The organism is Jeotgalibacillus marinus (assembly GCF_040801915.1).
GTDB lineage: Bacteria > Bacillota > Bacilli > Bacillales > Jeotgalibacillaceae > Jeotgalibacillus > Jeotgalibacillus marinus.
Genome location: NZ_JBFMIA010000001.1, coordinates 178,641 through 202,456, shown reverse-complemented (window position 1 = coordinate 202,456; position 23,816 = coordinate 178,641). Strand labels below are relative to the sequence as shown.

The 23,816-nt window shown below is 39.8% G+C and carries 22 protein-coding genes; 20 read left to right on the top strand and 2 right to left on the bottom strand.

What is annotated here, in order from left to right; genetic code table 11:
* Window positions 1-8 precede the first annotated feature (8 nt).
* The 12 genes from AB1471_RS01045 (at window position 9) to spo0A (ending at window position 12,547) form a co-directional block, all read left to right on the top strand.
* Window positions 9-425 (top strand): Asp23/Gls24 family envelope stress response protein, encoded by a 417-nt coding sequence (locus tag AB1471_RS01045; protein WP_367777659.1) that lies wholly within the window; start codon window positions 9-11, stop codon window positions 423-425.
* A 358-nt stretch (window positions 426-783) separates the two neighbouring features.
* Window positions 784-1,185 carry a transcription antitermination factor NusB gene (nusB, locus tag AB1471_RS01040; protein WP_367777657.1) on the top strand — a complete coding sequence of 134 codons (402 nt, stop codon included), beginning with the start codon at window positions 784-786 and terminating at the stop codon, window positions 1,183-1,185.
* 23 nt (window positions 1,186-1,208) lie between these two features.
* Window positions 1,209-2,063 carry a bifunctional methylenetetrahydrofolate dehydrogenase/methenyltetrahydrofolate cyclohydrolase FolD gene (gene folD / locus AB1471_RS01035; protein WP_367777656.1) on the top strand — a complete coding sequence of 285 codons (855 nt, stop codon included), beginning with the start codon at window positions 1,209-1,211 and terminating at the stop codon, window positions 2,061-2,063.
* Between the two features lie 216 nt (window positions 2,064-2,279).
* Window positions 2,280-3,626, top strand: coding sequence for an exodeoxyribonuclease VII large subunit (gene xseA / locus AB1471_RS01030; protein WP_367777654.1), 1,347 nt, complete (start codon window positions 2,280-2,282; stop codon window positions 3,624-3,626).
* 2 nt (window positions 3,627-3,628) lie between these two features.
* Entirely contained in the window at window positions 3,629-3,868 is a 240-nt protein-coding gene (xseB, locus tag AB1471_RS01025) for an exodeoxyribonuclease VII small subunit (protein ID WP_367778103.1), read from the top strand.
* Window positions 3,865-4,746, top strand: a complete 882-nt coding sequence (locus tag AB1471_RS01020; RefSeq protein WP_367777653.1) for a polyprenyl synthetase family protein — start codon at window positions 3,865-3,867, stop codon at window positions 4,744-4,746. Before xseB ends, AB1471_RS01020 begins: the two co-directional genes overlap by 4 nt.
* A 362-nt stretch (window positions 4,747-5,108) precedes the next feature.
* Window positions 5,109-7,001 (top strand): 1-deoxy-D-xylulose-5-phosphate synthase, encoded by a 1,893-nt coding sequence (gene dxs, locus AB1471_RS01015; RefSeq protein ID WP_367777652.1) that lies wholly within the window; start codon window positions 5,109-5,111, stop codon window positions 6,999-7,001.
* A 2-nt stretch (window positions 7,002-7,003) separates the two neighbouring features.
* On the top strand, window positions 7,004-7,837 hold the full coding sequence (locus AB1471_RS01010; protein WP_367777650.1) for a TlyA family RNA methyltransferase: 834 nt from the start codon (window positions 7,004-7,006) through the stop codon (window positions 7,835-7,837).
* Window positions 7,838-8,033: 196 nt separating this feature from the next.
* Entirely contained in the window at window positions 8,034-8,483 is a 450-nt protein-coding gene (ahrC, locus tag AB1471_RS01005) for a transcriptional regulator AhrC/ArgR (protein WP_367778102.1), read from the top strand.
* 17 nt (window positions 8,484-8,500) lie between these two features.
* Window positions 8,501-10,213 carry a DNA repair protein RecN gene (gene recN / locus AB1471_RS01000; RefSeq protein ID WP_367777649.1) on the top strand — a complete coding sequence of 571 codons (1,713 nt, stop codon included), beginning with the start codon at window positions 8,501-8,503 and terminating at the stop codon, window positions 10,211-10,213.
* A gap of 116 nt (window positions 10,214-10,329) precedes the next feature.
* Window positions 10,330-11,382, top strand: a complete 1,053-nt coding sequence (spoIVB, locus tag AB1471_RS00995) for a SpoIVB peptidase (protein WP_367777648.1) — start codon at window positions 10,330-10,332, stop codon at window positions 11,380-11,382.
* Window positions 11,383-11,761: 379 nt separating this feature from the next.
* Entirely contained in the window at window positions 11,762-12,547 is a 786-nt protein-coding gene (spo0A, locus tag AB1471_RS00990) for a sporulation transcription factor Spo0A (RefSeq protein WP_367777647.1), read from the top strand.
* An 803-nt stretch (window positions 12,548-13,350) separates the two neighbouring features.
* Here the strand turns inward: spo0A and AB1471_RS00985 are convergent.
* Window positions 13,351-13,494: a hypothetical protein gene (locus AB1471_RS00985; protein WP_367777646.1), complete on the bottom strand. Its 144-nt coding sequence runs from the start codon at window positions 13,492-13,494 to the stop codon at window positions 13,351-13,353.
* A gap of 387 nt (window positions 13,495-13,881) precedes the next feature.
* Between AB1471_RS00985 and AB1471_RS00980 the strand changes: the two genes are divergently transcribed.
* A complete protein-coding gene (locus tag AB1471_RS00980) occupies window positions 13,882-14,613 on the top strand; it encodes a glycerophosphodiester phosphodiesterase (RefSeq protein WP_367777645.1) in 732 nt (243 codons plus the stop codon).
* 83 nt (window positions 14,614-14,696) lie between these two features.
* Here AB1471_RS00980 and AB1471_RS00975 read toward each other — a convergent pair whose 3' ends face one another.
* Window positions 14,697-14,942 carry a DUF2627 domain-containing protein gene (locus tag AB1471_RS00975; protein WP_367777644.1) on the bottom strand — a complete coding sequence of 82 codons (246 nt, stop codon included), beginning with the start codon at window positions 14,940-14,942 and terminating at the stop codon, window positions 14,697-14,699.
* Window positions 14,943-15,073: 131 nt separating this feature from the next.
* Here AB1471_RS00975 and AB1471_RS00970 point away from each other — a divergent pair, with 131 nt between their 5' ends.
* The 7 genes from AB1471_RS00970 (at window position 15,074) to AB1471_RS00940 (ending at window position 23,804) form a co-directional block, all read left to right on the top strand.
* Window positions 15,074-17,137 carry a sigma 54-interacting transcriptional regulator gene (locus AB1471_RS00970; protein ID WP_367777643.1) on the top strand — a complete coding sequence of 688 codons (2,064 nt, stop codon included), beginning with the start codon at window positions 15,074-15,076 and terminating at the stop codon, window positions 17,135-17,137.
* Window positions 17,138-17,141: 4 nt separating this feature from the next.
* A complete protein-coding gene (gene yqiS, locus AB1471_RS00965) occupies window positions 17,142-18,047 on the top strand; it encodes a phosphate butyryltransferase (RefSeq protein WP_367777642.1) in 906 nt (301 codons plus the stop codon).
* Window positions 18,048-18,070: 23 nt separating this feature from the next.
* Window positions 18,071-19,165, top strand: a complete 1,095-nt coding sequence (gene bcd, locus AB1471_RS00960; protein WP_367777641.1) for a branched-chain amino acid dehydrogenase — start codon at window positions 18,071-18,073, stop codon at window positions 19,163-19,165.
* A 69-nt stretch (window positions 19,166-19,234) separates the two neighbouring features.
* Window positions 19,235-20,338 (top strand): butyrate kinase, encoded by a 1,104-nt coding sequence (gene buk / locus AB1471_RS00955; RefSeq protein WP_367777640.1) that lies wholly within the window; start codon window positions 19,235-19,237, stop codon window positions 20,336-20,338.
* A 15-nt stretch (window positions 20,339-20,353) separates the two neighbouring features.
* Window positions 20,354-21,778: a dihydrolipoyl dehydrogenase gene (gene lpdA / locus AB1471_RS00950; RefSeq protein ID WP_367777639.1), complete on the top strand. Its 1,425-nt coding sequence runs from the start codon at window positions 20,354-20,356 to the stop codon at window positions 21,776-21,778.
* A 29-nt stretch (window positions 21,779-21,807) separates the two neighbouring features.
* A complete protein-coding gene (locus tag AB1471_RS00945; RefSeq protein WP_367777638.1) occupies window positions 21,808-22,806 on the top strand; it encodes a thiamine pyrophosphate-dependent dehydrogenase E1 component subunit alpha in 999 nt (332 codons plus the stop codon).
* Between the two features lie 14 nt (window positions 22,807-22,820).
* Entirely contained in the window at window positions 22,821-23,804 is a 984-nt protein-coding gene (locus AB1471_RS00940) for an alpha-ketoacid dehydrogenase subunit beta (RefSeq protein WP_367777637.1), read from the top strand.
* The last annotated feature ends 12 nt before the right edge of the window (window positions 23,805-23,816 follow it).

Below are 23,816 nucleotides of genomic sequence, written 5' to 3'. Positions count from 1 at the left end.
TCCAAAACATGGCAGAAAACCAGCCGCAACTTTTACAAATGAGCAGCTTAGACCACAATCAACTGGGGAAAATTGAAATTGCTCCAGAGGTTATTGAAGTAATCGCAGGCATTGCCGCTTCTGAGGTAGAGGGTATCGCGCAAATGCGTGGTAATTTTGCTTCGGGTGTTGTTGAGCGATTAGGTAAAAAAATTCACGGTAAAGGCGTAAAGGTAGAGCTTGGTGAAGAAGGAATTGTGGTCGATGTGTATTGCACCATTAAATTTGGTGTATCGATTCCATCTGTTGCTCAAAAAATTCAAGATAACATCCGTCAAACACTTCAAAATATGACGGCACTTTTAGCTGAAGAGGTGAATGTGCACGTTGTGGGTGTTCAGTTTGAATCACAAAAGGTTGAACAAGGTGAGGGAGAAGTAGAATAATTTTAAAACAAGCAGGTACAGATTGATATGTGCCTGCTTGTTTTATTTTTTCGTCATCCAGCTCCAGCGGTAAGCCCCTCTATGGTCTAGCTAAACAACCTAATAGGCAAAAAGCGCCTATTTGTGTTGTGCGTCTTATGCTTGTCGGGGCTGAACGATCCGCTTTTACTTTATCCAGCACAAGCAGGCAGGCTCTCGGGTAGTAAGTGATCTGACTGCGGTGGTCAAGAATGTCATCCTCTTTGGCTCCCATAAGCTAGCTGAGCCTGAACGCCTGCTTCCGCTTTAGTTAGTTTTGTGCTATTATCGTTTTATGACATGGAATTTTTACGTATTCAGTGAAGGAGTTTAGTGTGAAATGAAAAGAAGAACGGCTCGAGAAAAAGCCCTTCAGGCCCTCTTTCAAATGGACATGAATGAGATGGATCCGGTTGAGGCATTACAAAATGTTTTAGAAGAAGAACAAAGTGATAGCTACTTAGAATCACTTGTAAATGGTGTATACGATAGTAAAGAAGAAATTGACAAAAAAATTCAAGATCATCTGGAACACTGGAAGATCGAACGATTAGCTAGAGTTGATCGCAACATTATTCGAGTAGCCCTTTATGAATTACTATATAATAAAGATGAAGTACCTCATAACGTCGTGCTAAACGAAGCTGTTGAGATTTCCAAGCGTTTCGGTGATGAAAAATCAAGCAAATTCGTGAACGGTGTCCTTTCAAAAATTGTAGATACGCTGTATTCACGGGATTAACAATCACGGGAGGCAATAATCATATGATAGCAGCAACCATTGACGGTAAAAAAATATCACAAGACATTCGCACAAAGGTTGAAAACCGGGTAGTGAAAATGAAAAACAATGGTGTAATACCCGGATTAGCTGTTGTTTTAGTCGGCGATAATCAAGCATCTAAAACGTATGTTGCTATGAAGCAAAAAGCGTGTGAAAAAATGGGGATACATTCTGTTTTAATTGAATTGCCTGGTGATCTCACAGAACAACAATTACTTGACCAAGTGATTGAGCTTAACCAAGATGACGCAATACATGGCATACTTGTTCAGCTGCCACTGCCTAATCATATTGACGAAGTGAACGTTATTGAATCAATCGATCCGAAAAAGGATGTAGACGGTTTTCATCCAATCAATGCTGGCCGACTTATGACAGGCGGAGAAGCTTTTTTTCCTTGCACTCCATATGGCATCATAGAAATGCTTAAAAACCAAAAAATCGAATTAAATGGTAAACATGCAGTTGTTGTTGGTCGTAGTAATATCGTAGGAAAGCCTATGGGACAACTTTTGCTTAAAGAAAACGCTACAGTGACCTATTGTCATTCTCGAACCAAAGATTTAGCCTATCATACAAAACAAGCTGATGTAGTAATTGCTGCTGTAGGTGTACGGCACATGATTACCGCTGACCACATTAAAAAAGGCGCAGTTGTTATTGATGTTGGTATGAATCGCGATAATGATGGAAAGCTTTGCGGCGATGTTGATTACGAAGGTTGTTTATCAAAAGCATCAGCGATTACACCAGTTCCTGGAGGTGTTGGTCCCATGACGATCACAATGCTTCTTGCAAATACGGTAGAATCAGCTGAGCGAAGTTTTGCGCGCTAATATCAACTGATTATTTATCCGAGCTGGCTCGCTTTTTGGGGGGTCAGCTTTTTTTATCTGAAGAAAACAACATATTTTATATGATAGCTATCAATAGATCTAGCCTAGTTCAGTCCTGAGGTCATAAGTCATCAACGCGTCAACATCTGCATGTAACCTTGTGCATACTGAGCAGGTCGAACAGCTTACACAATTTATACGGAAGGAGTGTAATTTTTGAGCGAACCAACGTATCTCACCGTACAAGCCATAACCAAATACATAAAAAGAAAATTTGATGCAGACCCCCATTTATCCAACCTTTATATTCAAGGCGAAATTTCTAATTTTAAACGACATTCAAGTGGCCACTGTTACTTTACGTTAAAAGATGATAAAGCAAGGATTTTAGCCGTGATGTTTTCTGCCAATACTAGCAAACTAAAGTTTAGACCCGAAAATGGTATGATGGTACTTATAACAGCGGATGTATCGATCTATGAAGCAAGTGGCCAATATCAGCTTTATGTTAAAACAATGCAGCCAGAAGGAATCGGTGCATTGTTTTTAGCGTACGAGCAGTTAAAGGAGCGCCTATCAAAAGAAGGATTATTCGACGTATCTAGAAAACGTTCTTTGCCACTTTATCCAAAAACGATTGGTGTTGTCACGTCGCCAACAGGTGCCGTTATTCGAGATATTTTAACGACGATTGAACGACGCTATCCAATCGCCAAGGTTAAGCTTTATCCTTCATCTGTTCAAGGGGATAAAGCTGCACCAAGCATCGTTCAAGCCATGGAAAAAGCATCGCATGACGATTCACTTGATCTACTAATTATTGGTCGAGGTGGCGGCTCGATTGAAGAGTTGTGGCCATTTAACGAAGAACAAGTAGCACGAGCGATAATAGCTTTTCCGATCCCTGTTATTTCAGCGGTTGGGCATGAAACAGACGTTACAATTGCTGATTTTGCAGCAGATCATAGAGCACCAACGCCAACTGCAGCTGCCGAGATGGCTGTCCCTCATATCGATGAGGTGAGAGAGAGATTGATGACAAAAGAAGTTCGTAGTATGCGCTCAATAAATGAGCTACTTAAGATAAAGCAAAATCAGTTGCGAGTCCTAGCTGAATCAATGGTATTTAAAAAGCCAGAACGTTTATACACTCAACAGATGGAACGACTTGACCGACTTTCACTACAACTAAAAAAGGAGTTATTTCTCACTGTGCAAGCAAGTCGAGAAAAGATGAGTCAGTTTGATCGACAGTTATCTCGCTTGCATCCAAAAGAGATGATTACAATTCAAGAGAACCGGAGAAAGCAATTAGATCGAGCAATTCAATTACGAATGAAAGAAGTTATAAAACGTAAATCATCCGAGTTTAGTGGGAGGATCTCAACGCTTGGAGCATTAAGCCCACTCAAAATCATGAACCGTGGATACAGTTTAGTGTATGATGAAAACAATAGTCTTATAAAAGATAATGTCAAGGTATCTAAAGGACAAGAAATTCGTGTAGCACTGGCAACAAAAGACTTACTTTGTCAGGTCAACGAAGTCAAGGAGCGTGAATAATGATGTCTGCAAAAAAACAAATTACATTTGAACAAGCAATGGATGAACTTGAAACGATCGTCACTAAACTTGAAGAAGGTGACGTACCGCTAGAAGAAGCATTGTCTATCTACCAAAAAGGTGTGAAACTTTCTAAAGTCTGTCATGATAAATTACAACATGCGGAAAAACAAATGGCGACGATTATGACTGATACAGGTGAAGAACCGTTGGATCTGAATAATGAGGATTCCACTTCATGATTGAACTTCAAACCTTCATTCAAACGTACAAGGGGCAAATTGAAAGAAAGATGTATCATGAAATCGATAAATTACAAGCCCCACCTATCTTAAAAGAAGCTATGAACTATTCGTTACGTGCAGGTGGGAAGCGCATTCGACCACTTCTCGTGCTTGCTACAATGAATTCATTTGGACAGGACTGCAAAAAAGGTTTGGCTGTAGCAGCTGCCCTTGAAATGATTCATACTTATTCACTTATTCACGATGACTTGCCAAGCATGGATGATGATGATTTACGAAGAGGTAAGCCGACTAACCATAAAGTATTTGGAGAAGCACATGCCATTTTAGCAGGTGATGCTTTACTTACTTATAGTTTTCATCTTATCTCGTCCATGCCAACGATTACACCAGAGCAAAAAGTTCTTCTCATAAATGAGCTTTCTCAAGGAGCGGGGGCTGAAGGTATGGTAGGAGGTCAAGTGGCTGATATTGATGGAGAAGGTGCTGAGCTTTCACTTCAAGAACTTGAATCAATTCATGTGAGAAAAACAGGTCGCCTACTTCAATTTTCTGTGTTTGCTGGAGGAATCATGAGCGGTGTGAATCCACAGCAACTAGATAAATTAAATGAATACGCGCATCACATAGGCTTAGCCTTTCAAATTCGAGATGATATTTTAGATGTTGAAGGAGAAGAAGATGAAATTGGCAAGCGTGTTGGAAGTGATGAATCAAAAGATAAAAGCACGTACCCTGCGTTACTTAGCATGGAGGGAGCTAGACAAAAACTTGAATACCATCTAATCAGTGCTAAAAAGTCTCTAGAAGAGCTACCGCTTCAAAACGATTTGTTAGCTTCGATTGCTGATTTAATCGTCAAACGTCGATCATGAGCGCAACATTCGTGATAACCTCGCTATTCTATACGTATTGTTTGCAATAATCGATTTGCGAACCTTTATAATGAAGTAATTGCTGATATAGCGGGTATAATAAGTGGAGAGTAGCGATGGTGACGATTTTAGCTTATACAAAAGTTTTATGTTGGATCGTGCTGAGAGTTCTATTAACGAGACTTATCGCGGATGAACTGTTGGTGGAAAAATGATGGGAAGTATTAAACAGTAGTTATTCTCTTTCAGTTTTGAAAATCCTACAACTTCTTGAGGAAAAGCTACACATTGTTATAATAAAAGATACAATGAAAAATCGAAAAAACAGGAAACATGAACCTGGATGAAAGTGAGTGACCCCTATGGACGTATCAAAAATAAAAGATCCGTCATTATTAAAAGGAATGGGAAAAGAAGAACTCGAGAGTCTAAGTATAGACATTCGAAAATTTCTTATCGAAAAATTGTCAGCTACAGGTGGTCATATTGGACCTAACCTAGGCGTTGTTGAATTAACACTCGCGCTGCACAAACATTTCGATAGCCCGAAAGACAAATTCCTTTGGGATGTGGGACATCAATCGTATGTGCATAAAATATTAACAGGTAGAGGGGACCAGTTTGATACCCTGCGTCAATTCAAAGGGTTATGTGGTTTTCCAAAAATGATTGAAAGTAAGCATGATGTTTGGGAAACAGGTCATAGCTCTACTTCTCTATCTGCAGCAATGGGAATGGCAATTGCGCGCGATATCAAAGGTGATTCGAACTATGTCGTGCCTATCATAGGCGATGGAGCATTAACAGGCGGAATGGCACTTGAAGCGTTAAATCACATTGGACATGAGAAAAAGGACATTACTGTCATTTTAAATGATAACGAAATGTCGATTGCGCCTAATGTAGGTGCGCTTCATAGTGTACTCGGTCGTTTACGCACGGCTGGAAAATATAATTGGGTAAAAGATGAATTGGAGTATTTATTGAAAAAGATTCCGGCGGTTGGTGGCAAGCTTGCATCTACTGCAGAGCGGGTAAAGGATAGCTTAAAATATCTCCTTGTATCAGGTGTGTTTTTCGAAGAACTGGGCTTCACCTATTTAGGACCTGTTGATGGTCACAATTTTGATGAACTCGAAGAAAATATTCAATACGCGAAAAAAACAAAAGGGCCCGTTCTCCTTCATGTAATTACGAAAAAAGGTAAAGGCTTTGATCCAGCAGAAACCGATACGGTTGGAACTTGGCACGGGACAGGCCCCTATAAAATTGATACGGGTGATTTAATTAAATCAACAACAACAGCACCAGGTTGGAGCGCTCTTGTTAGTGAAACCGTTCGTAGGCTTGCGAGAGAGGATGAGCGCATTGTCGCAGTGACCCCAGCGATGCCAGTCGGTTCAAAACTTGAAGGCTTTGCAAGTGAATTTCCTGATCGCATGTTCGATGTCGGAATTGCTGAGCAGCATGCAACAACGATGTCTGCTGGACTTGCGACACAAAACATGAAGCCTTTCCTTGCTATTTACTCAACATTTTTACAGCGTGCGTATGATCAGGTTGTGCACGACATTTGTAGACAAAAATTAAATGTCTTTATTGGCGTTGATCGTGCGGGTATAGTTGGTGCAGATGGCGAGACGCATCAAGGTGTATTTGATATCGCATTTTTACGACATTTGCCAAATATGGTGGTTATGATGCCTAAAGATGAAAATGAAGGGCAACATATGGTCAAAACAGCGATCGCTTATGAAGACGGACCAATTGCGATGCGTTTTCCAAGAGGAAACGGTCTAGGCGTTGCAATGGATAAAGAATTAAAGCAAATTCCAATAGGCAGTTGGGAAGTGATCCGAGAAGGGTCAGACGCAGTAATTTTAACATTTGGAACGACGATTACTTTGGCGTTAAGTGCTGCTGAAAAGTTAGTATCTAAAGGCGTTTCCGTTAGAGTTGTGAATGCCAGATTTATTAAACCATTGGATGAAGCGATGCTGAAGGATTTATTTGCAGAAGGATTGCCAGTTTTAACGATAGAAGAAGCGGTTCTTCAAGGTGGATTTGGCAGTGCTGTAATCGAGTTTGCTCATGATAGTGAAATGGGCCATATACGCATTGAGCGCATGGGTATACCAGATCAATTTATTGAACATGGCAGTGTTGATAAATTGCTTGATGAAATTAACTTAACGGATGATCGTGCAGTAGAAATTATTCAAGCGATCGCTCCAATTAAACAACAAAGGGCGTAATTATGAAAGTTCAAAAAAAACGTATTGATGTTTTGTTGGTCGAACAAGGACTAGCTGAAACGAGAGAAAAAGCGAAACGATCTATTATGGCTGGACTTGTCTATGCAAATGAAGTACGTCTTGAAAAACCCGGCGAAAAAATACCTGAGGACAAGATACTTACAATTAAAGGCGATGTTTTACCTTACGTGAGTCGAGGTGGACTAAAGCTTGAAAAAGCATTATCCCATTTTTCAATTGATGTATCTGGAAAAAGAATGATCGATGTCGGTTCATCTACAGGCGGTTTTACCGATTGTGCACTGCAAAATGGAGCTGAAATGTCCTATGCAGTTGACGTTGGGTACAATCAGCTTGCGTGGAAACTACGTCAAGATGAAAGAGTTATCGTAATGGAGCGAACAAATTTTCGTTACTTGACACCCGATGAGTTGAAAGCTGGTGTTCCGAATTTCTCATCCATTGATGTATCATTCATCTCACTGCGTATTATTTTACCTGTGTTAAGAAGCCTGTTAGCTGATGGTAGTGAGGTTGTAGCGCTTGTAAAGCCTCAATTTGAAGCGGGACGAGAACAAGTAGGTAAAAAAGGAATTATTCGTGATTCGTCTGTACATGAGGAAGTGCTTACACGGATTATTCAATATGCATTTAAAGAAGGTTTTAACGTTTTAGATGCAACATATTCACCGATAACTGGCGGAGACGGAAATATTGAATTTTTATTGCATTTGACATCTAATGAGCATTTGCCAGATCCTGAACGGTCATTTCCTAATATCGACGTTAAAAGGATTGTAAAAGAAGCGCACGACCAGTTGAAAGCGGTAAAATAAAAGAACAGCCAATTGGCTGTTCTTTTTCAATGTTCATGCGACCAGAGGTAAAGAGATGTTCTTTTTGCCAGTCGTTTCTGTATCTTTACTGAACAAAGCTGGCTTTCGCTTTTGATGTACAAACAAGGCGTTATGCGTTACGATAACGTATGTAGAAGTATAATTATTCATTATTAAACGTGGAGTGGGAGACATGATAAACAAAGGGCAGCGACACATTAAAATTAGGGATATTATTGTGAACAATGATATTGAAACACAGGATGATCTCGTTGATGAGCTGAAAAATACAGGATTTCCTGTAACACAAGCAACGATTTCTAGAGATATTAAAGAGCTTCACCTCGTTAAAGTACCTTTGATTGATGGGCGATATAAATACAGTTTGCCAGCAGATCAACGTTTTAATCCGTTACAAAAGCTTAAGCGAACGTTGATGGATGCGTTTGTTCGCATTGATGGAGCAGGTCACCTTCTTGTGATGAAAACACTACCAGGAAATGCGAACGCGATTGGAGCACTTATCGATAACTTAGATTGGGACGAAATTTTAGGAACAATTTGTGGGGATGATACATGCTTAATTATATGTAAAAGCGAAGAAGACACTACGGTAATATCACAACGTTTCATTGAGATGCTCTAAAAATGAGGTGACCCACATTGTTGCAGGAATTGTCCATTCGAAATTTTGCTATTATTGATGAACTATCTCTTTCTTTAGAGGATGGTCTAACTGTTTTGACGGGGGAAACAGGTGCAGGGAAATCAATCATTATCGATGCAGTGCAGCTACTTGTTGGAGGTCGTGGTTCAGCAGGATTTGTTCGTCATGGCGAGAAAAAGGCTGAGATTGAAGGAATATTCGTTGTTGAAGAAGGTCACCCTTGCTATGTTAAATGCGCTGAATTTGGTATTGAGTTAGAAGAGGGCATGATTCTTTTAAAGAGAGATATCTCACAAACAGGGAAAAGTGCATGTCGAATCAACGGCAAACTCGTGACCATTGCCATATTACGCGAGGTTGGCGCGAGTCTTATTGATGTTCATGGACAACATGAAAGCCAAGAATTGATGGATGAAACGAAGCATTTGGCTTTACTCGATCAATTTGGATACGATGACATTAAACCTGCGAAAGATGCATATTCTGATCTGTTTACTAAATATGAAACCGTCCAAAAACAAATTCGTTCATTGTCTGAGAATGAACAACAGATGGCGCATCGTTTAGATTTAATTAGGTTTCAATACCAGGAAATTGAACAAGCAAGCTTGGAAATAAATGAAGATGACGTATTGATGGAAGAGAAAAGCCGTCTTGTCAATTTCGAACGATTATTTGATTCCCTTCAAACAGCGTATAGAGCGCTACAAGGCGAACAAAAAGGGTTGGATTGGATTGGTCTATCCATGTCTAATCTAGAGCACTCTGCAGAAATTGATAGCAATTTGAAGGCAACGAGTGAATCTGTAGCAAATAGTTTTTATTTGCTTGAGGAAGCTGCAAGTTCGATTCGTCAACAATTGGATGAATTGGAATATGATCCTGATCGACTTCAAGTCATTGATGACCGTTTGAACGAAATCAATCAATTGAAGCGAAAATATGGTTCAACGATCGAAGAAATATTAGAATTTGGATCTTCAATAGAAGAAGAAATTGAATCCATTACAAATCGTGAATTAACGCTACTGGATTTAGAAGGAAAACGTGCATCTATTCAAGAAGATCTTTATTTAGAGGCTGTCCAATTATCGAATGAACGACAAAAATGGGCGCAAAAGTTAATATTTGAAATTCACGAGCAACTTAAAGCGCTCTACATGGATAAAGCAGTATTCGACGTGCGTTTTCACCACTATGCTTCAAACGATAAAGAAAACGGATATGAATTTAAGCGTGATGGTGTAGATTTGTTAGAGTTCTTTATTTCAACAAATCCTGGAGAACCATTGAAACCACTAACGAAAATAGCATCCGGTGGAGAAATTTCCCGCATCATGCTTGCGTTAAAAACGATCTTCTCAAAACACCAAGGTATTACTTCGATTATTTTCGATGAAGTGGATACAGGTGTAAGTGGGAGAGTTGCACAAGCGATTGCAGAAAAAATTCATGCAGTATCGCATCACTCCCAAGTGTTGTGCATTTCTCACTTACCTCAAGTAGCAGCAATTAGCGATCGCCATTTATTCATTTCTAAAGAAGTGAAAAATGATCGAACGATTTCGCATGTTTTGTCACTTGAGGAAAAAGAACGCATACATGAAATAAGCCGTATGATTTCTGGTGTTGAAATTACAGAATTAACACTTAGTCACGCTAAAGAATTACTTGATCTTGGTCATTCCATAAAAAAGACAACGGCTTAACATGAAAAGTCATCCATTTACGGATGGCTTTTTATTTATTTCTAGCTGATAATTCCCCTTGATTTCGATCACATTAAGAAGGTAATCGTTGAAGTCTATAAGGGGGAGAAAAAAGGATGAGATGGAAGAAAATTTGGGTCATCATGATTATAAACATGCTGTTGTTGTTCCCTCCAATGGATGAATCGATTCATGCTTCTTCGTTAAAATTAATTCCAGGCGGCCAATCCATTGGTATCTCAATGGAGACTAAAGGTGTCATGGTCGTAGGATTTCATTCTGTTAATAAGAGTTCGGCTGATGAAACACCCGCTGCACAAGCTGGTTTAAAGGTTGGCGATACATTAACCAAAATAAACGGAGTTCCAGTTTCTAGTGCGACGGATTTATCCCAAGTTTTATCTCAGCAACTCGAGAAAAAAGAGTTAATTAACGTGGAAATAGTACGTGAAGGAGCAATGAAGGAAGTTGCTGTAACGCCCGAGATAAATTCAGAAGGACATCCGCAGCTTGGGTTATATGTAAGGAATCAGACACAAGGGATTGGTACTGTGTCATATATCGACCCTGAATCTGGAGCATTTGGTGCACTTGGTCACGTCGTAGCAGACGCAGACACCAAAAAACCAGTTGACATGCGAAAAGGTTCTGTCTTACAAACGCAAATTGATGGCATTCAAAGAGGTATTTCAGGAAAACCGGGTGGGAAAATCGCCATTTTTATGTCTGATGACCCCATTTTAGGAACTGTTACAAAGAATACAGCGTATGGTATTTTTGGAACGCTTCAAGAGGTTCCGAATCATGCTCTCTATAAGCAACCTCTTGTTGTGGCAAAGCACGCAGAAGTCAAAGAAGGAAAAGCAGAGATGTTAACGGTCATCCATGATAATACGATCGAACGATTTGAGGTTGAAATCGTTCGAGCAAAAACACAGGCTCCAGGTGGAACGACTGGTATGCTCATTCGCATAACTGATCAAGCTTTAATTGATCAGACTGGTGGTATCATACAGGGCATGAGCGGTAGCCCAATTATTCAAAATGGAAAGCTCATCGGTGCAGTGACACATGTATTGGTACATGATCCTACATCGGGATATGCCCTCCCGATGGAAGAAATGATTAAAGAAAGCGATCAATTTACAAACAAAAAACAGGCGTCCTAGTGGACTAACTTAATTTACAATATAAAATACAAACACCTTCGTAAAATGTATATTTTACGAAGGTGTTTTTCCGTAGGAAACGTATATTTATGTGAAACTGAGTGAGGAATTAGGAATTAAAAATATGGATGAAAGGACTAGGGGTTTCTCAATCTTGATTGAAATGTTTCTAGCCGAACGTAATTGACTTTGATAAACTATATAAAAGATGACAAATGTCCAAAAATGTTGAAATATACCAAACGGAAGAGAAAATGAGAGTATAGGAAAGAAAAAACTTATTTTTTAAAAAAATTAAAAAATTAAAAGGGATTCTTAAAGTTCTGTCGAAATTGATATTAGGGACAAAGAACATTTTCGACTGAGGAGGAAATAAAGAGTGGAAAAGATCAGAGTTTGTATTGTGGATGATAACAGAGAATTGGTGGACACATTAGAAGCGTATATTTCAAATCAAACCGACATGGAAGTGGTTGCAACAGCTTATAATGGGCAAGATTGTCTTGCTGTTTTAGATGACATCGAGGTGGATGTATGTTTGCTCGATATTATTATGCCGCACATTGATGGTCTAAATGTACTCGAACGCATGAGACAAATGGAATTACCTAAGCACCCTCTTGTGATTATGCTAACGGCATTTGGTCAGGAAGATGTGACGACAAAGGCTGTTGAATTAGGTGCAGCATACTTTATTTTAAAGCCATTTGATATGGAAAACCTTGTTCAAACCATTCGTCAGGTACGTGGGAAATCAGTACAATCACATACGTCCACCCGTAAGTTAAATCGTGAATCCTCTTCAAAACCGAAAAATTTAGATGCAAATATTACCGGAATTATTCATGAAATAGGTGTCCCAGCTCATATTAAAGGCTATATGTATTTACGTGAAGCCATATCAATGGTCTACCACGACATCGAATTATTAGGTTCTATTACAAAGGTGTTATATCCAGACATCGGTAAAAAATTCAATACTACGGCCTCGCGTGTTGAACGTGCGATCCGACACGCCATTGAAGTTGCGTGGAATCGAGGAAACGTCGATGCTATCTCAAATTTATTTGGCTACACAGTATCTGTCGCTAAATCAAAACCAACAAACTCAGAGTTCATCGCGATGGTAGCAGATAAACTTCGACTAGAGCATAAAGCAAGCTAGTCGCTATACGACACGGGAAGTGTTGATAAATTAATTCCAGTAAATTTTTCGGTAATATTCCGCCTTCTTTTTCGTATTCACGTACGATAGGAGGCTTTTTGTGTTCAAAGAATTCGGTGATCAGTCAAGTTTCGTTAAGGTGTTAAAGAAGGGGGAAAAGACCGTCACTCGGTAACCATTTCGTTAAATATTACTTGCTTAACAGAGGTGACGTAAGGTTTCGAGAATTTGGGTCATGCGAACGTGGAAGTTACACAAGAGACTTATCTCAATTGCACAAACGATGAAGAAATATCAAAGACACTTATCATGGAATCTCGATCATAAAAAAAGGGAGCTACCCCGTACGAAACGACTAGCGCCTCGATTAGAATAGCTCACCTAACCTAACGCTTACTTTAACGGATTATCGATACATTGTCAAGTGACAGGGCTCTTTCGGAAAAGATCCAACGAATATCTAACAGGTTCAGCTAAGATCGTCAAAATATATTTGTGATAAATTGGTAATAAAAAACCACAGATATTCATGTAAGAAAGTTTCAGTACTCATTTATTGTGAGATGATTCACAATAAAAACGTAGGAGATGATCGGCATGAATTGAAATTGACTCGAGGTTATCAATACAAAGATATTGAAGAGCATGGTACCGATGAAACATTTTCAGCTAGCATGCATTATTGTTGACTTCGAGGAGTAAGATGAGAAGAGTAATAAATATTGGTTCTTGAAAGCAAAAATTATTGTCTATATAATAGTGTTTGGGCTAATAAGTGGTCGGACACTTATTGGTGGGTATGTTTATTCTTTTTTTGTGGACGACTTCTCTATTTTTGGGGAGTCGTCTTTTTTAGTTTTTGCAAAAATTAGAGCATACGGCAATAACGAATCTAAAAACATTCTTAGTTCTGTTAACGCTTCAATTACAATTTCAAGCGTCTGCATGTTTCACCTCGCTTTCGCTCACCTTATCCTCATAATGTAAGTGTACTGAGTTTTGAACCAAAACTCAACATGAAATGTAAAATATGTCAAACTAGTAAAAAGGAGATATTAAGAGATTTCAAGAGATAATTATATATTTTTTTATATAAACCACCAATTTAGGATAATTTTGTTCATTGACATCAGGTTATTATTGCTCGAATTTAACTTTTTGGGAAATGGCGGAAAGGCTGCTGTGTAAAAATAAATTCATAGTTCATCCCAGTAGTTGTTACTGAATCGTTACGTAAAGGGAAACCTTTTATGTAACGATTCGGCCTTTTGTGGTATCTTTCTCATTATGAATAGTGTTTACATAGAATACAGTAACGATTGGAGTGTGGTGGTATGACACAAATTTTTGCCCATAGAGGATCGTCAGGAATGTACCCAGAAAATACGATGAGAGCATTTAAAGAAGCAGAGAAAACTGGGTGCGAAGGCATTGAACTTGATGTACAACGGACAAAAGATGGCGTCTTGGTTGTTATCCATGACGAATTCGTCAATCGCACAACCAATGGTAGAGGGGCTGTTGCGTCTTTAACGTTAAAGGAGATAAAAGAACTTGATGCTAGCTATAATAAGAAAACATGGTTTAGCCATAATCGCATTCCTACGTTAGATGAAGTCTTTCAATGGCTGCAAGGAAATCAATTAATTTGCAATGTTGAATTGAAAAACAATAAAGTTCGCTATAGAGGCATGGAAGAAGAAGTTTTGCAAAAAATTGCAGCATTTAAATTAGATGACCGAATTATACTTTCATCGTTCAACCATCAATCGATCATTTTATTACATGAATTAGACCCAACAGCGTCCATTGCTCCAATCTATTCTAAAAAGGGAGTGAATCCTCTCTTATTAGCGACGACTACACATGCATGTGCCGTTCACGCAAATTATCGCGTAATGACTCAAGCACAAATGGAATCTTGCCAACGAGCAAAAGTCCCAGTGCGCCTTTACACAATAAATCAAGAACCTCTATTGGAACAGTGGATGAATATGGGCGTGTCAGGGGTTATTACTGATTTTCCTGAACGTGCAATGGTGGTACGTAATAACCTTTTAAACTAACTACTATCTAAAACACAAAACACCCCACAAATGGATGATTTTAAACCAGTTGTGGGGTGTTTATGTTCAATGAGTGAAGTGGATTATTGTTTAGGCTTCGTTTTAAAACGATCTTGTACTTTATTGTTTTTGCGGTCACGATGCAGTAAGAATCCACCTATAAAACCAATTCCGACAGCAAACATAATAAAACCAAGTACAAACTGAAGCCATAAAGCAGGGATCCAATTCGCTTGAATACCGAAAAACATATCTCTCATTAGCTTGATACCAAACGCGGCAATGACTCCTGGAATTAGAATAATAATAAGTGCGATTATACGTGCCATATCTCACGTCTCCTTGCAAGTTTCTACACAAACTATCCTATTTATATAAATCATTGTCAAGAAAAAGTCTTTCTTGTACAATGTAAGAGGTTGCAAAAAGTTGCGTTACATATTAGAGGGGATGAAAAATCTTGCAAAAAGTGCTTATTGTAGGAGCTGGGCGAGGAGGAACCGCCTTATTACAAGTGATGGCTGAAAGTGACGCCTTCCAAGTATATGCCGTTGTAGATCACGACCCTCAAGCGCCAGGACTTACATTGGCACGTTCATTATTTATCGAGACGGGATCGGATTGGCATGACTATTTGTCTCGTGAAACCGATATTATTATCGATGTCACAGGAGACCAGCAAACATTTTTGGATTTGCGTAATGCACGATCCACCCGTACGGTTTTAATACCTGGCAGTGTAGCGTCACTCATTTATCAATTGTTAACAGAAAAAGAATTGCTAATAGACCAGATGGAGCACGATTCCTTCATGCGAGATTTAATCGTGAATTCGACGCATGATGGAATGATCGGAATTGATTGTGATCATAAAATTTTTTTATTTAATGATCGTGCTTCTAAAATGGTTGGTATTCCAAAAGAAAAAGCTATGCATCAATCCATTTATCAAGTTATTCCATTAAGTGGATTGCCTAGAATTATTGAAACAGGTCGTACAGAAAGCAACCAAGAGCTTATACTTGATAACGGTCTTAAAGTAGTGACTACACGAATTCCAGTGATCAACGAACAAGGTGAAATTATTGGTGCCTTTGCTGTCTTTAAAGATATAACCGAAGTTGTTGATTTGGCTGAGGAAATGACGAATTTAAAGGAAATACAGACGATGCTCGAAGCGATTATTCAATCGAGTGACGATGCAATTTCCGTTGTGGACGAGCGTGGACGAGGGTTACTAATCAATCCTGCTTACACTCGTATAACAGGACTATCAGAAAGTGAAGTCATTAATCAACCAGCAACAACGGATATTTCTAAAGGCGACAGTATGCATATGCAAGTGCTCAAGACGAGAAGGCCTGTCCGAGGTGCTAGCATGCTAGTAGGTCCCAACAAAAAAGAAGTTGTTGTAAACGTTGCTCCAATTATCGTTAACGGGCAACTTAAAGGTAGTGTCGGAGTTATTCACGATATGTCAGAAATTCAGTCACTAACCTCAGAACTTGATCGTGCAAGGCGTATTATTAGAACCTTAGAAGCAAAGTATACATTTGAAGATATTATTGGAAAGTCAGACGACATGCAATTAGCTATCGAACAGGCAAGAGTGGCAGCGAATACACCGACAACTGTTTTACTGAGAGGTGGAGCAGGTACCGGCAAAGAATTGTTCGCCCATTCCATTCACAATGCGAGCGACCGGAAATATTACTCGTTTGTTCGTGTGAATTGTAGTTCGATGCCAGCTACCTATTTAAAAGAAGCGTTGTTTGGAATAGAGGAAACAGTTGAAGATGAGCCAGAAATTAATATTAAAAAAGGGTTAATAGAACAAGCGGGGGAAGGAAGTGTCTTTTTAGATGAAATTGGAGAGTTATGCTTAGATACACAGAAAGCATTACTAGAAGTACTTCATTCTAAAAAAATCGTCCGACTTGGTGGGAAAAAAAGTATTCCGCTTAAAGCTCGAATTATTGCTGCTACGAACAACAATTTAGAACGCGCAATTGCAGACGGTCACTTTTTAGAAGAACTTTATTATCACCTAAATAGGCTACCGATTCAACTCCCTCAGTTGTGTCATCACAAAGTGGACATTCCTGCTCTGTGTGAAAGACTCGTTCAAAATCTTAATCAAGCATATGGAAGACATGTTAGGGGTGTGTCACCAAATGCCATCAAGCAATTAATGGATTATGCATGGCCAGGAAATGTACGTGAATTAGAAAATGTACTAAGTCGCGCAATAATTTTTATGTCTTACCAAGAAACAGTAATTGAACCGAAGCACTTGATTCCGCTTCATTCACCGAGTCCATCTGATCAACTTAATGGACAGGACGGTGGAGAGCGAGGAACACTTGCTGAGCAGCTTGAACAGCTTGAGAAAGAAATTATTGAACGAACCCTCATCAAGCATAAAGGAAATAAAACAGCTTCTTCAAAAGAGCTTGATATTTCCATTCGGAATTTATATTACAAAGTTGAAAAGTACGAGATAGAAATAGAAAAGGGCGTGTAACCTGGTGGTATCATTTAACGATATTATAAAACAAGCTTCTTCTAAAAAAGAAGTGACAGTAGCAGTCGTATGCGCTGAAGATCTTGAAGTACTGAGTGCAGTCCAAATGGCTCGGTCGTATGAGCTGGCAAATTTCATTTTAATCGGCAATGAACAAAAAATCGATGGAATTATTGCTGCACATTTTCCGGGTTTATTGGAAAGTGGAGGGGTTGTGACACTCAGTGCTGATACGCAACTCCAAGCTGCTACTAAAGGTGTTCAAGCTGTTAGTGAAGGCGAAGCATCTGTATTAATGAAAGGCCACATCGAAACATCGCTGTTACTAAAAGAAGTGCTGAATAAAGAATATGGTCTCCGGACAGGAAGTGTTCTTTCACACGTTGCACTTTTTGAAGTGCCAGCTATTGAGCGTTCGATTTTCGTGACAGACGCCGCGATGAATATCGAGCCAGAGTTACAACAAAAAGCTCAAATAATCAACAATGCCGTTGCGGTTGCTCATGGGATTGGGATAAGTGAACCAAAAGTTGCACCTCTTGCAGCGGTTGAAGTTGTAAATCCTGCAATGCAAGCAACAGTGGATGCAGCAGCACTAACCCAAATGAATCGGAGGGGTCAAATTGCAGGCTGTATTGTAGATGGTCCCTTAGCACTTGATAATGCGATTTCACATGAAGCTGCTCATCACAAAAAGGTTGGTGGTGATGTGGCTGGACAAGCTGATATTTTGCTTGTTCCTACGATTGAAGCGGGCAATATATTATATAAATCATTGATGTACTTTGGCAATAGCCAAGTAGGAGCGGTGATTGCAGGTGCGAAGGCACCGATCGTGTTAACTTCGCGAGCAGATTCCGGACAAAGTAAACTTCATTCATTAGCACTTGCAATTTGTTCAATTAATTAAACCATACTTAGGAGGAATTAATAATGGAATTATTCACTTATATGGAAAAATACGACTATGAGCAATTGGTATTTTGTCAAGATAAAAACTCCGGACTAAAAGCGATTATCGCGATTCACGATACAACTCTAGGACCTGCTTTAGGTGGAACCAGAATGTGGACATACGATTCAGAAGAGGATGCAATTGAAGATGCGCTTCGTTTAGCAAAAGGAATGACCTACAAAAATGCTGCTGCAGGATTAAATCTTGGTGGTGGTAAAACCGTTATTATTGGAGATCCTTTAAAAGATAAAAACGAAGAAATGTTCCGTGCGTTCGGTCGTTATATTCAAGGTTTAGCTGGTCGTTATATTACAGCTGAAGATGTAGGTACAACGGTTAAGGACATGGATATCATTCATGAAGAAACAGATTACGTTAATGGGATTTCACCAGCGTTCGGTTCTTCTGGTAACCCTTCACCAGTAACAGCATACGGCGTTTACCGTGGAATCAAGGCAGCAGCTATGGAAGCGTATGGAGATGATTCACTTGAAGGCAAAACGATTGCTGTTCAAGGTGTGGGTAACGTTGCTTTTACATTATGCCGTCACTTACATGAAGAAGGTGCAAAACTAATTGTAACGGATATTAACAAAGCTGCAGTGCAACGTGCTGTAGAAGAGTTCGGTGCGCAAGCTGTTGAACCAAATGAAATTTATGGTGTACAATGTGACATTTTTGCACCATGTGCACTAGGAGGGATCATTAACGACGACACGTTAGAAGTATTAAAGGCAAGTGTAGTTGCTGGAGCAGCAAACAACCAACTAAAAGAAACGAGACACGGAGATACTCTTCATGAACGTGGAATTGTCTACGCGCCAGATTATGTTATAAATGCTGGTGGTGTAATCAACGTCGCTGATGAACTTTATGGCTACAACCGTGAGCGAGCAATGCAAAATGTTGAAAAAATCTATGACAACGTGGCAAAAGTGTTTGAAATTGCTTCACGTGACGGCGTTCCTAGCTATGTTGCAGCTGACAGAATGGCTGAAGAGAGAATTGAACGCATGGCGAAGTCAAGAAGACAATTCCTTCAACAAGGACACCACATTTTAAGTCGTAAATAAGAACAGTTTAAGACTTATGCCCTTATGAATTTTATAAGCGCATAAGTCTGTATCATTGGAGGGGAAATCGTGCAGGAATCAGATAACCGTATTTTGGTCATTAACCCTGGCTCAACGTCTACAAAAATAGGGGTATTTGACGGAGAAACCGCTATTTTGGAGAAAACCATTCGCCACGAATCTGCTGAAATTGAGCAGTATTCTAACATTATTGATCAATATGATTTTAGAAAACGAACCATACTAGAGGCACTTGATGAAGAAGGGTTTAACATTTCAAAATTAAGTGCTATATGTGGAAGGGGAGGACTTCTCCGTCCAATCGAAGGTGGAACGTATTCAGTAAATGATGAAATGCTCAAAGATTTAAAAGAAGGTTATTTAGGCCAACACGCTTCTAATTTAGGTGGAATCATTGCCTATGAAATTGCGACAGGATTAAACATTCCATCTTATATAGTGGACCCTGTTGTTGTGGATGAATTGGATGATGTGGCAAGAATCTCTGGCTTTTCATCGATTGAGAGAAAAAGTATTTTCCATGCATTAAATCAAAAAGCGGTGGCGCGTCGAGTAGCAAAAGAGCTTGGCAAGAAATATGAAGAATGCACATTTCTTGTGACACACATGGGTGGCGGTATCACTGTTGGCGTTCATAAGGGTGGCCGCGTGATTGATGTAAATAACGGACTGCACGGGGATGGACCATTTAGTCCTGAGAGAGCGGGAACAGTTCCAGCTGGAGACCTTGTTGAACTGTGTTTCTCAGGTAAGTATTACCGAGGCGAAATAATGAAAAAACTTGTGGGGCAAGGTGGTTTAGTCGGATACCTTGGAACAAACGATGCTGTACAAGTTGAAAAAATGATTGATGCTGGAAATGAAGAAGCCAAAAAAGTGTACAATGCAATGGCCTACCAAGTAGCTAAAGAAATTGGTGCTGCTAGTGTAGTCGTAGCGGGCAAAGTAGATGGCATCATTCTAACTGGTGGATTAGCATACGGCAAAGGGTTTGTGAATGCGATTTCTGAACGCATTGACTGGATTGCTGATGTTATTGTTCAGCCAGGTGAAAATGAACTTCAAGCATTAGCAGAAGGGGCACTACGTGTATTGCGTAATGAAGAGCAAGCAAAAGTGTATCCAAATGTGAAAAGTGCAGTTAGTAAATAAGTAGGGGGTACAATCATGTCTAGAGAGTATGATCTTGTTATTTTAGGTGGAGGAACAGGCGGCTATGTAGCTGCAATTCGAGCATCACAGCTAGGCCTTAACACTGCAATCGTTGAAAAAGGTAAAATTGGCGGAACGTGCCTTCATAGAGGTTGCATTCCAAGTAAAGCTCTTTTACGTAGCGCAGAAGTTTTCTCAACTGCTAAAAATGCAGGAGAATTTGGTGTCATCACAAACGACGTGTCACTTGATTTTACAAAAGTGCAGGAACGCAAACAATCGATCGTGGATCAACTTCATAAAGGTGTTCAACATTTAATGAAGCAAGGGAAAATTGATGTGTATGATGGCTTTGGACGTATTTTAGGACCCTCAATCTTCTCACCTATGCCTGGTACGATCTCTGTTGAAATGACTGATGGGTCAGAAAACGAAATGCTTATCCCTAAAAATGTGATCGTTGCAACAGGTTCTCGTCCACGCTCACTTCCGGGACTAGAAATTGATGGTGAAAAAGTTTTAAGCTCTGATGAAACGCTTGAGCTAGAAAACTTACCTAAATCGATTATAATTGTTGGCGGTGGTGTGATCGGTATCGAATGGGCTTCCATGCTGTCTGACTTTGGAGTGGATGTAACAGTATTAGAATATGCTGACCGAATCATTCCAACAGAAGATCATGATGTGTCAAAAGAAATGCAAAAGCTTCTTAAGAAAAAAGGCATCAATATTATCACAGGTGCCAAAGTGGATGCAGCAAGTGTAACGAAAGGCGATAGTGATGTGTCCATTCAAGCAGACGTAAAGGACAAGAAAGAAACTTACACTGCTGAGAAGATTCTTGTATCCGTTGGACGCCAAGCGAACGTTGAAGGTATTGGTATTGAAAATACAGACATACAAGTTGAAAAAGGTTTTATTCAAGTAAATAAAATGCTTCAAACGAAAGAATCTCATATTTATGCGATTGGTGATGTGATTGGTGGCTTACAGCTTGCACACGTTGCTTCTCATGAAGGAATTCATGCAGTGGAGCATATCGCGAACCGTGAAGTGACTCCTATTGATTACTCGCTCGTTTCTAAGTGCATATACTCAAGCCCTGAAGCAGCAAGTGTTGGATTAACAGAACAAGAAGCAAAAGATCACGGGTTTGATGTGAAGATTGGTAAGTTCCCATTTAAAGCGATCGGAAAAGCTCTAGTATTTGGTGAATCAGACGGATTTGTTAAGATGATCGCTGACGTAAAAACAAACGACTTGCTCGGTGTACACATGATCGGTCCTCATGTTACTGATATGATTTCTGAAGCAGGACTTGCTCGCGTATTAGACGCAACACCATGGGAAGTTGGGCAAACCATTCACCCACACCCAACCTTAAGCGAAGCTATTGGAGAAGCAGCTCTTGCTGTTGACGGAAATGCTATTCACTCTTAATTTTCTATCTATTAAAGGAGGTACTCACATTGAGTAACAATCGACACGAAGAACTTGGCTTGTCAAATGAACAAGTTCTTGAAATTTATGAAACGATGCTTTTAGCTCGCAGAATTGATGAACGCATGTGGCTTCTTAACCGCTCAGGTAAAATTCCATTCGTTATTTCATGTCAAGGACAAGAAGCTGCACAAGTAGGCGCGTCCTATGCGCTTAACACGGAGAAAGATTATGCGCTTCCTTACTACCGTGATATGGGTGTTGTTTTGCATTTCGGCATGACAGCAAAAGAGCTGATGCTTTCAGGTTTTGCAAAAGCAGAGGACCCGAACTCAGGTGGACGTCAAATGCCTGGACACTTTGGTCAAAAGAAAAACCGTATTGTAACAGGTTCATCTCCTGTAACGACGCAAGTTCCACACGCAGTGGGTCTAGCTCTTGCTGGGAAAATGGAGAAAAAAGATTTAGTGACATTCGTAACATTTGGAGAAGGATCATCGAACCAAGGTGATTTCCACGAAGGTGCGAACTTTGCTGGAGTACATAAGCTGCCAGTTATTTTCATGTGTGAAAACAATAAATATGCGATCTCTGTTCCAATCGAAAAGCAACTGGCATGTAAAAATGTATCAGATCGTGCAATCGGTTATGGTATGCCTGGTGTGACGGTTGATGGAAACGATCCACTTGAAGTATATCGTGTAGTGAAAGAAGCCGCAGATCGTGCACGTCGTGGAGAAGGTCCAACGTTAGTTGAAACGGTTTCATATCGTTTAACAGCTCACTCGTCAGATGATGATGACCGTGCATACCGTTCACCTGACGAAGTAGCAGAAGCGAAGTCAATTGATCCAATCATTACATTTGGTGCTTATTTGAAAGAAACAAGAGTGATGGATGACGAGATTGAAAAAGCAATCAATGATCGCATTATGAAAGAAGTCAACGAAGCAACTGAATACGCTGAAAATGCACCATATGCTGATGCAGAATCAGCCTTAAAATATGTTTACGCAGAAGAAAATTAAGGGGGAACAAACCGATGCCAGTAATGTCATATATTGATGCTGTTACATTAGCTATGAAGGAAGAAATGGAACGGGACGAGCGTGTGTTTGTTCTCGGAGAAGATGTAGGGAAAAAAGGTGGCGTTTTTAAAGCGACAAATGGTCTTTACGATCAATTTGGGGAAGATCGTGTCATGGATACACCTCTTGCTGAATCGGCAATCGCAGGGGTTGGGATCGGTGCTGCAATGTATGGGATGCGACCAATTGCAGAGATGCAATTCGCTGATTTCATTATGCCAGCGGTCAACCAAATTATTTCGGAAGCTGCAAAAATTCGTTACCGATCAAACAACGATTGGAGCTGTCCTATGGTTATCCGTGCTCCTTATGGTGGAGGCGTTCACGGCGCATTGTATCACTCGCAATCAGTAGAGGCGATTTTCGCGAACCAACCTGGCCTTAAAATCGTTATCCCTTCAACTCCTTATGATGTAAAAGGGTTGTTGAAAGCGGCAGTCCGTGATGACGATCCTGTGTTGTTTTTCGAACATAAGCGTGCGTACCGTCTGATCAAAGGTGAAGTTCCTGAAGACGACTACACGTTAGAAATCGGGAAAGCTGACGTAAAACGTGAAGGAGAAGACATTACCGTCATTACATACGGATTGTGTGTTCATTTTGCTCTTCAAGCTGCAGAACGTTTGGAACAAGATGGTTTCAGTGTACACGTACTTGATTTGCGTACCATTTATCCTTTAGATAAAGAAGCAATTATCGAAGCAGCTTCGAAAACGGGTAAAGTTCTTCTATTAACGGAAGATACAAAAGAAGGAAGCGTTATGGGTGAAGTAGCAGCTATCATTGCTGAGAACTGCTTATTTGATCTTGATGCACCAATCATGCGTCTAGCAGGACCTGATATACCTGCAATGCCATACGCACCAACAATGGAAAAACATTTCATGGTAAACCCTGATAAAGTAGAAAAAGCAATGAAGGAATTGGCTGAATATTAATTCGAAAATAAA

Excerpts from the sequence above, each read along its gene's own strand:
- AB1471_RS01045 (WP_367777659.1), top strand. The coding sequence starts at position 9 with ATGGCAGAAAACCAGCCGCAACTTTTACAAATGAGCAGCTTAGACCAC.
- nusB (WP_367777657.1), top strand. The coding sequence starts at position 784 with ATGAAAAGAAGAACGGCTCGAGAAAAAGCCCTTCAGGCCCTCTTTCAA.
- folD (WP_367777656.1), top strand. The coding sequence starts at position 1,209 with ATGATAGCAGCAACCATTGACGGTAAAAAAATATCACAAGACATTCGC.
- xseB (WP_367778103.1), top strand. The coding sequence starts at position 3,629 with ATGTCTGCAAAAAAACAAATTACATTTGAACAAGCAATGGATGAACTT.
- AB1471_RS01020 (WP_367777653.1), top strand. The coding sequence starts at position 3,865 with ATGATTGAACTTCAAACCTTCATTCAAACGTACAAGGGGCAAATTGAA.
- dxs (WP_367777652.1), top strand. The coding sequence starts at position 5,109 with ATGGACGTATCAAAAATAAAAGATCCGTCATTATTAAAAGGAATGGGA.
- AB1471_RS01010 (WP_367777650.1), top strand. The coding sequence starts at position 7,004 with ATGAAAGTTCAAAAAAAACGTATTGATGTTTTGTTGGTCGAACAAGGA.
- spoIVB (WP_367777648.1), top strand. The coding sequence starts at position 10,330 with ATGAGATGGAAGAAAATTTGGGTCATCATGATTATAAACATGCTGTTG.
- AB1471_RS00985 (WP_367777646.1), bottom strand. The coding sequence starts at position 13,494 with ATGCAGACGCTTGAAATTGTAATTGAAGCGTTAACAGAACTAAGAATG.
- AB1471_RS00980 (WP_367777645.1), top strand. The coding sequence starts at position 13,882 with ATGACACAAATTTTTGCCCATAGAGGATCGTCAGGAATGTACCCAGAA.
- AB1471_RS00975 (WP_367777644.1), bottom strand. The coding sequence starts at position 14,942 with ATGGCACGTATAATCGCACTTATTATTATTCTAATTCCAGGAGTCATT.
- bcd (WP_367777641.1), top strand. The coding sequence starts at position 18,071 with ATGGAATTATTCACTTATATGGAAAAATACGACTATGAGCAATTGGTA.
- lpdA (WP_367777639.1), top strand. The coding sequence starts at position 20,354 with ATGTCTAGAGAGTATGATCTTGTTATTTTAGGTGGAGGAACAGGCGGC.
- AB1471_RS00940 (WP_367777637.1), top strand. The coding sequence starts at position 22,821 with ATGCCAGTAATGTCATATATTGATGCTGTTACATTAGCTATGAAGGAA.